8 protein-coding genes are annotated in these 8,328 nt (G+C 64.0%); 6 read left to right on the top strand and 2 right to left on the bottom strand.

What is annotated here, in order from left to right:
• Both VF515_16635 and VF515_16630 read left to right on the top strand, forming a co-directional pair.
• Window positions 1-1,890: CoA transferase (locus tag VF515_16635; GenBank protein HEX7409258.1), on the top strand; the 1,890-nt coding region annotated here is incomplete at its 5' end.
• Window positions 1,891-2,461: 571 nt separating this feature from the next.
• A complete protein-coding gene (locus tag VF515_16630; protein ID HEX7409257.1) occupies window positions 2,462-3,109 on the top strand; it encodes a hypothetical protein in 648 nt (215 codons plus the stop codon).
• A 456-nt stretch (window positions 3,110-3,565) separates the two neighbouring features.
• On the opposite strand, the gene VF515_16625 is transcribed toward VF515_16630, so the two are convergent.
• Together VF515_16625 and VF515_16620 are read right to left on the bottom strand one after the other, a co-directional pair.
• A complete protein-coding gene (locus VF515_16625) occupies window positions 3,566-4,630 on the bottom strand; it encodes a HEAT repeat domain-containing protein (GenBank protein ID HEX7409256.1) in 1,065 nt (354 codons plus the stop codon).
• 137 nt (window positions 4,631-4,767) lie between these two features.
• On the bottom strand, window positions 4,768-5,448 hold the full coding sequence (locus tag VF515_16620) for a hypothetical protein (GenBank protein ID HEX7409255.1): 681 nt from the start codon (window positions 5,446-5,448) through the stop codon (window positions 4,768-4,770).
• A gap of 70 nt (window positions 5,449-5,518) precedes the next feature.
• Between VF515_16620 and VF515_16615 the strand changes: the two genes are divergently transcribed.
• From VF515_16615 to VF515_16600, 4 genes are all read left to right on the top strand, one after another.
• The gene (locus tag VF515_16615) at window positions 5,519-6,430 is read left to right on the top strand and encodes a hypothetical protein (GenBank protein HEX7409254.1); all 912 of its coding nucleotides are present in this window, start codon (window positions 5,519-5,521) and stop codon (window positions 6,428-6,430) included.
• Between the two features lie 407 nt (window positions 6,431-6,837).
• Entirely contained in the window at window positions 6,838-7,152 is a 315-nt protein-coding gene (locus tag VF515_16610; GenBank protein ID HEX7409253.1) for a hypothetical protein, read from the top strand.
• Window positions 7,153-7,289: 137 nt separating this feature from the next.
• Entirely contained in the window at window positions 7,290-7,937 is a 648-nt protein-coding gene (locus VF515_16605; GenBank protein ID HEX7409252.1) for a DUF6438 domain-containing protein, read from the top strand.
• Between the two features lie 140 nt (window positions 7,938-8,077).
• Window positions 8,078-8,328: hypothetical protein (locus VF515_16600; GenBank protein ID HEX7409251.1), on the top strand; the 251-nt coding region annotated here is incomplete at its 3' end.

Raw genomic sequence — 8,328 nt, 5'->3', positions numbered from 1 at the left:
GGCTCACAAGCGTACGACACCGCCAGCATCACCGCCGCCTTCGGCACCGCCATGGCCATCTATCATCGGCTCCACACCGGCCGCGGCCAATGGCTCGACGTCTCCGTCCAAGAGGCCACGTCGAACCTCGCCGACTGGAGCGTGCCGCTGTACTCAATGATGGGTTTCTACACCCACCGCGAAGGCGCGGGCATGTATCCGGTGTATCGCTGCGCCGACGGCTGGCTGCGCCTGATCATCATCAGCCTGAAGCACTGGCGCGCGCTGCGCGCCTGGATGGGCGAGCCGGCGGAGTTGCAAGATCCGGCGTACGACGAGTTCCTCCAGCGCGTCTTCAACCGCCCTGCGATCGAGCCGGTCGTCCAGGCTTTCTTCGCAGCGCGAACGAAGGAGGCCGCGGCGCGCGAAGCGCAGGCGCGCGGCATTCCCGCCACACCGGTGCTGGAGCCCCGCGAGGTGCTCGACAACGAGCACACCCGCGCCCGGGGAACTTTCGTCGAGTTGGACCTGATGCCGGGTCTGCGGGCCAGGGTGCCGTCCGGCTTCTTCGAGTTTGACGGCGCGCGGCTTGGCCCCACGCGAGGCGCGCCCGCTGTGGGCCAGCATAACGAGGCGGTTGCCGCCGAGGTTCGGGCGACCGCGCGTAAATCGATGCCGGCGGCGCCCTCCCCTGTTGCCGCTGTCTCTTCTCCATTCGCCGGCCTTCGCGTAATCGATTTCGGCGTTGGTGTTGCCGGCGTCGAGGTGGGCCGCTTGCTGGCCGAGCACGGCGCCGAGGTCATCAAGATCGAAAGCAGCCGTGCGCCAGACTTCATCCGCCAAGTCATCCCCGGCCCCATGAATCCGCCGTTTGCGTCAGCCAATCGCAGCAAGCGGGGCTTTGGGGTGAACCTCAAGACGCCGGAGGGTGCCGCACTGGCGCGCCGCCTGGTGAGCCTGGCGGACGTGGTCATCGAGAATAGCGCCACCGGCGCGATGGACCGGCTCGGGCTCGGCTATCACGATCTGCAGCAGATCAATCCGCGCCTGATCATGCTCTCGACGCAGCTCTTGGGCGCCTCGGGACCGTGGAAGAACTGGTCGGGCTATGGGCCCAATGCGCATACCGTGAGCGGCTTGCAGTACCTGTGGAACTATCCGGAGGAGGACAAGCCCGAAGGCTCGACCAACATTCATCCCGATCATCTGGTCGGCCGGCTCGGGGCATTGGGCGTGGTCGCGGCGTTGCTGCGTCGCCGGCGCGACGGCCGTGGCGCGCACGTGCAGGTGGCGCAGTTCGAGGTGCTGGTGCAGCTGCTCGGCGACCTGTTCATCAAAGAAAGCCTCGCCCCTGGCACGGTCCGCCCGCGCGGCAACAGCAGCGACAGCGGCGCGCCGTGGGGTGTCTACCCCTGTGCGGGAGAGGACGAGTGGTGCGTGATCAACGTGCGCAGCGATGCCGAATGGCAGGCCCTACGCGCCGCGATTGGGGCTCCGGAATCCTTAGGCGCGCCCCAGTACGACACCGTCGAGGGACGGCGTCAGGCCAGCGAGCCGATCGACGAGGCCTTGGCCGCGTGGACACGCACGCGTTCGCCGGCAGAGGTCATGACGCTGCTGCAGGGCCGTGGCGTGCCGGCGGCGATGGTCGAGCACCCGGTGCACCAGATCAACGATCCGCATCTGACGGCGCGCGGCTTCTTCCAGCGCATCGATCAGGTCGGGCTCGGACCGGTGGTCTTGGAAGGCTCCGGCTTTCGGGCAAGCGGCATGCCTCCGCCTCGGGTCGAGTCGGCCCCGCTGCTCGGGCAGCATACGCGCCTGATATGCCGTTCGTTGTTGGAGATGAGCGAAGCGGAAATCGACGCACTCATTACTGCCGGCGTGCTCGAAGAGGCGCCAGCGCCGTAACCGGAGTTGCCCATAAAGTCTCTTCCAAACGGGCACGCCCTTCGACAGGCTCAGGACATGCTTCGAGGAGGCCCCTGAGACGGGGCCTCCTCAGCGTGAGCGGGTAAGAAGCTGTCGACAATCAAGCACCGAACCGCTCGCCCTGAGAGCCCGACCCTGCGAGGACACCGGCTTGCAGGGCCCATGAACCGCCGCATCTCCCCACCCGGCGGTTGAAACCGCGGCAACAAGAGCGCCAAGCCCACCTGCGTGGGCTCCCCGCTCCCCGACGGGCAGAGGTGTCTCTGGATGTGGGGCGGGGGGAGTCGCCGCAGGGCGCCTTGGTGCCTTTCGTTGCCGCGAATTCATTCGCCAGGTCAGCTTCAGGTTCATGGGTAAGGGCCGCCTTCTTGTGGCGGCGTCTCGAAGCATGTCCTGAGCCCTTCGACGTTGCTCAGGACATGCCTGTCGGAAGGGGCGCCCGCCAGCACGACGGACATTATCGACGCCGGGCCGAATTGGGCGATTTTTTTGTTGACAAAACCCGCCTCCCTGGACTATGTGGAAATCATCTTTGATAGGAGGAGGGCGTATGAAGCTCAGAAATGCTTGTCGTATCGTGTCGGTAGTAACCCTTGGCGTACCGCTGCTCGTCGGTACGGCTCGCGCCGTGGACTCGTATTCGCAAACTATCAACCAGGCGCCAGCCGCCGCTGCCGATACTACTCCCGTTAATACGAGTGACTTTCAGATCAAGGCTGGGGGGAACAAGCTGATGATCAAGTCCGCAAAGGCTGCGGATCTAGGAGGGATGGTCACGACGCTCACCCTCAAGAACGTTAACTGCCCGGCAGAGGGGAACGATAAAGATAAACCTTTCAAGTGCGGCGTGAAAACCCCGCTGACCCCGGTTCTCGCCGTGCTCGACCTCAGCGTGCAACAGTTCCTAACCCCGACAATTTCACCTCAGGGGATCGATTGGCTGCATGTCGCCGGCGTCCCCATACAGTTCGTACAAGGTAAGGCATCCTTCGTAGCCAACGGCCTGAACCACGTTACTGCCAACGACGTGTTCGGCGCCCTCGCCAGCTCAATTCTCGGACAGCCGCTGGGTGTGGGTTCCATTGCGATCAGGACGCTCACGCCGGCCCAGCAGCTCGACTGCGCAGTTGCGCCGCCGGGCCCCACGTGCTTGGCGGGGGCTGAATTCGGGTTTGCCGGCATCATGGTTGCTCCGTAACCGGGCTGCGCGACATCGATTTCAAACGCGACCTGCGTCGCGCCAATATTCCGCTCAGCGAATCCAAAGGGGCCTCGGGTAACCGAGGCCCCTTTTTGTTACCGCGTTCAAGCGGGTTTGCACAAACAATCGGGCTTGAACGTGGGAGTTCGCCCACCGCTCCGACTTTTTCAGCACAGCCGCTACCGCCACAGGCAACAGTCGCCGCAGGGCGACTTCGTGCCTTTCGTTGCCGCGGTTTCAACCGCCAGGCTCTTCCAGGATCGTCAAAGAAGCCTGGCGAATAAATTCGCGGCAACGAGATGCACGAAGCCCACCTGCGTGGGCTACAGCCGGCTTTGCCCAGAATGTCGGGCGAGTCCCCACCCGTCATTCCCGCAATCTTTAGGCGGGAATCCATGGCGCGGAGACATCACCACCCCACATGGAAGTCCGCCTTCGCCGGTATGACCGGCTTCAGCGCCCTGACGACTCAGCGACTTTCTTTCCCTTGAAGTTCCTGACCGCTTTTTGGGCCTGTGCGTCACCGTCCGCCGCGAAGCGCTGGACGGCGATGTATCCCGCGCCGACGACGAGATTCTGCGGATCGCTGAGGGCCTTGATCAGCGCCGGCACGGCCCGGCGATCACCGATATCGCCGAGTTTGCGGGCGGCCAACGCGCGGATGAAATAGTTCGGGTCCCGCAGAGCCTCGATCAGTCGGTTGACCGCGGCGGGATCACGAAGATCACCGAGGAGCAGCGCCGCATTCGCGGCCTGCGCCGGATTGGTGAGGCCACCGCGCCCGGCCTGGCGCATGTGCTCGGTCAGCTCCGCGTCTCCAGGGCGCTTCTGCCGGTAATTCCCCAGGGCGCGCCCCGCCCGCAGACTGGTCTCAAGGTCATCCGACAGCGCCACATCGATCAGCGCTTGATGCCCGCCGGGTGTGTCGAGCGCCTGTTCGCACCCGGCCACCACCTGTCGGCGGACGTAGACGTTGGCATCGCGCACCATCGTGCGCGCCAGCTCGGGGGCCTGCTCATGTTGCATGTCGCAGAGGGCGCTCATCGACCACATGCGCACGTAGGGATCATCGTCGTGCGTGCCCGTGAGCAGCAGCGGGACGACGGCCGGATCGCCGATCAGCCCGAGGCTTATCAGGCAGTCGTACCGCACCGAATCCGTATCATCCTCCTGCGCCTGCCGCAGCAGCGCCGGCACGGCGCGCCGGTCGCGGCGCTGCCCCAGTGCCCGCACGGCCTCCGTGCGCACGTCGGAGCTTTCATCCTTGAGGGCAGTCAGCAGCGGATCGACGACGGCAGGTGTATCGATCTTGGCGAGCGCCTGCACAGCGGCCAGGCGGACCTTCTCGTCCGGGTCGGCGAGCCCCGCCGCCAACAAACCAATCGCCGGGTCACCGAAAGAGGCAATCGCGGCCAGCTTGCCCTCGAGTTCGTTTGCATCACCCTCTTCGGCGGCGGCCGCCGAACGCAGCAGCTTCGAAACGGCGGCACTGACCTCGGCGCTGGGCGGCGCGGCCAATGACGATGCGGCAGGCCCAGCGCCGGACCGCAGATGACAGCCGGTAAGGGCACCGGCCGTCAGAATCAGCACGACGTATCGCCGCATTTTTCCGCCTTCCACCGCACTCCGACGATGCCGCGTTGCGGTACTCCCACTCAGTGGCCGCTGAGGAATCCAGCTTGGGAGCCATCGCTGGGGGTGGCGGTCGACGGCTCCTCCGCGGGTGTGGAGAAGGCAAAGGCGCCGGGGCCAGTTGCCGAGGTCCAGTTGGCGCAGTCAAAATTCTTACCAGTCTTGGCGAACGTCGGGACCGTATCCCCTAGCTTGGCGCCGGAGCACTCATGCAGTACGACGGCGGTGCTGCTTCCCGTGGTGTAAATCTGCGGAAATAATTTGGCGGCCGAAAAGTCAAGCGTGCTGCAAATCACGCCGCTGCCTTTATTGACCGTAACGTTGCGCTGCATGCAAGTGAGCAGCAGGGCGCCCGGACCGCTATCCGTAGTCGGGTTCACGCCGGTCGCGGAAACGACGCTGTTACCGCTTCCTCCCTTGCCCACACCTTCGCAGGCATTACTGCAGCACACGGGGGTGCCGGTGCCACTCGGGCAGTTATGCGTACCGTCCTGGATACAGGTCAGGCCGGCCTTGAGGCTGTCGAGGGTTTCCGTCTCATCGACGTTGGCGCCGCCGTTGCAGTGCAGCTCCCCGGTGCAGGACTCGATCTTGCTGCAAACCGTAGTGGCCCCAAGCGCAATCGGGATGGAAATGATGAACGGCCCGGTGACGGTCGTGGCGGCGTCGCCGTTCCCATCCGGAGCGCCCGCGGTGAGGGTCATTGACCCCGCCGGCTTGCCAAGGGCGAGCGTCGGCAGGTACGAGCTGTAATATCCTGATGCTGTCGTGACAATGGTAAATGTCCGGTCGCCGAGCGGTGTACCGCCGGAGGGCGTGGTCGCCGTCGCGCTAGCGCTTGGCGTCGGCGTGTTCACCAGCGCAGCGGTGGAAGACGGAGTAGCGGTTGGCGTCGAGGTGTTGCCTGGTACGGGGGTCGTCGGGGTGGCGCTCGGCGGCGTTACCGGCGTCGCCGTCGGTGGCGCATTAGTCGGCGTGTTGGTCGGCGCTGTCGGCGCCGTGGGCGGAGGCGTGTTCGTTGGTGTCGACGTGACCGCTACCGGCGTATCGGTGGCCATCGGGGTAACCGCCGCGGTGTCCGTCGGAACCGCGGTGTTGGTGGCTATCGGTGTGTTTGTCGGTGTGCCCATGTACGTCGGCGTGGCCGTGGACACGCGCGTCTGGGTCGCCAGCGGACTGGCAGTGCGGCTCGGCGTGGGGGCCCGCGTCGCCGACGGACGCGGCGTGTCAGCGGGGGCGCCTGGCATTGGATATTCCACGATGTCCATGGTGGAGCCGCCGCAACCAGCGGTCACCGCAACCAGCAACAGAACTGAAGCGAGTCGAATCCTAGTCTTGAGCATATGCCACGCCATGGTATTCCACATCCTCGTTTTTATCCGACGCCTGCGGGTAGCATCTCCCATGGTCATTCGTCAACAAGATACTGCGACGCGCACCGAAGCCGCAAGCGATATCATGGTTCGCAACCAAGCCACAAGGTCGACACGATACTCCTGGCCTTCCAGGGTGTGCGTCATGAATGTGGGGAATCTCGAAACTCGCGGTCGCGAGAAGGGTTCTACCACTAGCTCCTACTGCAGGTTTCAGGCGATCTCGATAGCGTGGGTGCTAGCCGTTCCGCATACGCCGAAGGCGTTACGTATCACAGCCCAGGGTTGCCGCAGTAGCGGCTACCCTGGGTAGACAAGGTTCCGACAGCTCTACCCTGACAGGGTTACGTCGCGCCGGCCTGTTCGCTGATTCTCGTACATCATGTTGCGCCGACCAGAGCGCAACCCCTTTTGGGGTAGGGTGTTCTGGCGATTCTCTACCCAGGGTGGGCGCGCCGCGCGCCAAGGGTCACTGACCCAACCCTGGGCTGTGGTGCACAACGCCTTCGGCGTATCGACCGCAATGTACACTGCGGAACCGATCTACTTCGCGCGGTAAGCCAAGCGGGTTCTACAAACCCCCAAATTTGACGCACATCCCATCCGCACCGGCATTCTCTTTGGAGGGCCAGCAGGCGCGCCGCTTCTGCCATACGTTTGAGCCCCGCGGCGGACCACGGCAGCTGCTGCGGGTAGAGTACGGCCTGGCATGAGTCGGAATTGCGGTGGGGTCGCCCGATTGTCCTTTCCGCCCAGCCGGCATTTGAGCTGCCGTATACTGTCGGCATGCACACTCCCCCTCCTCCGTGGCTCGGCCGCACCGTTGACGTGTCCGACACCGAGCGCTACGCAGCAATCACGCCGTCGGAGCGACTCGAGTGCTTCGTCGAAGTGTGCGAGCTGGCGCGCGCCATCCTCGAAGATCGGCCGGACGCCCGTGAGATGCTGGCTCGCACTGAGCCCATGCCGCCTGCGGCGGAGCGCGCTTGGTTGCGGCTGGTTGCCGAGGCGCAGCGTGCGCAAGACGCTCGGTAGTGGTTTAACTGCTTGACTTGCACGCGAGTCATGACCTATGGGAGCCAGCTGGTGGCAGGGTGCTATGCTGCAGGAACCCGCAGGGGTAGCGGATTTCAGTCGGGAGTCGAATAGTAGTTGGATTGCTCGCGTGCGTGATGCCACAGTTTCGCCGACTCCTGCTTTGCGTGACCGGGAGCTTTCTTGCCGTGCTCTCTCTCGCGTGCGGCAGCGACCATGACAGCAAACAGCCGTCGGGCACGGTGCCGTCTGACTTGCGGGTAACCCTGGAGCGCCAGATGTGCTTCGGCGAATGCCCCGTATACACGGTGTCGGTGGACTCGTCCGGTCTTGTCAGCTTCGAAGGTATCCGTTTTGTGGAAACGACTGGCCGCGCCACCGCTGCGGTGTCGGATGAGCAGCTGGTCGCATTGGTCAACGCCTTCCAGGAGTCTGATTTCCTGTCTCTGCAGGACTGCTATCTACTGGCGCTGTTTGGCGGCGGCGATCGCTGCGGTGAGGACACCTGTTCCAACTGGTACTGGGATGCCGCAACGGTCATCACTTCGTTCCACGCAAATGGTGTGCTGAAAGAAGTAGTTCACTACCACGGGTGCGAGGTGACCGAGCAGCAGCAGCGACTTGATCAGCTTGAGACCGCAATCGACGAGACCCTCGATACGTGTCGGTGGATCGGCCGGGACTCGTACTTCTGCTCTACTCCAGCAAGGCAATCCAACTCGCGCTTCAAGCCGACTGCCCAACAGCCGCCGCGCACCACCCGCGGCTCAAGCGCACGGCGTTAGGCAGCGGACCCTTTGCACTTATGGCGAGCAGTTCAGCGCCCAATAGCATGGCAAGCAAACGAACTCATTCCGCGTCCAAGTCAAAACCGCACACCCCAGCGTGGGTGGCGTTTGAGCAGAATCTGGAAGGCATCTCGCACATGGTTGACGTTGAGACGCGCGAGATGACCTTCGTAAAGAGGGCTGCTGCTCGCCTCTTTTCGCTTGGAAAGTCCATCGATGTTAAAGATCAAGCGGCCGTGGCGAAGTTGGTGCGTTCAGGCAACCGTTTCAGTAGAACTCTCAATGAGCGACTCGAAGTATCCAAAACGCTGAAGCTATGGCGGGTAGTCATGTTGGTCACATGCGTCGAAGCTTACCTGCAGGATCTGCTCGCGGCCGCCGCGACCGT

It is taken from the genome of Candidatus Binatia bacterium, from assembly GCA_036382395.1.
Classification (GTDB): domain Bacteria; phylum Desulfobacterota; class Binatia; order HRBIN30; family HRBIN30; genus JAGDMS01.
Note: the sequence above shows the minus strand (reverse complement) of the source record. Positions and strands in the feature narration are given on the sequence as shown.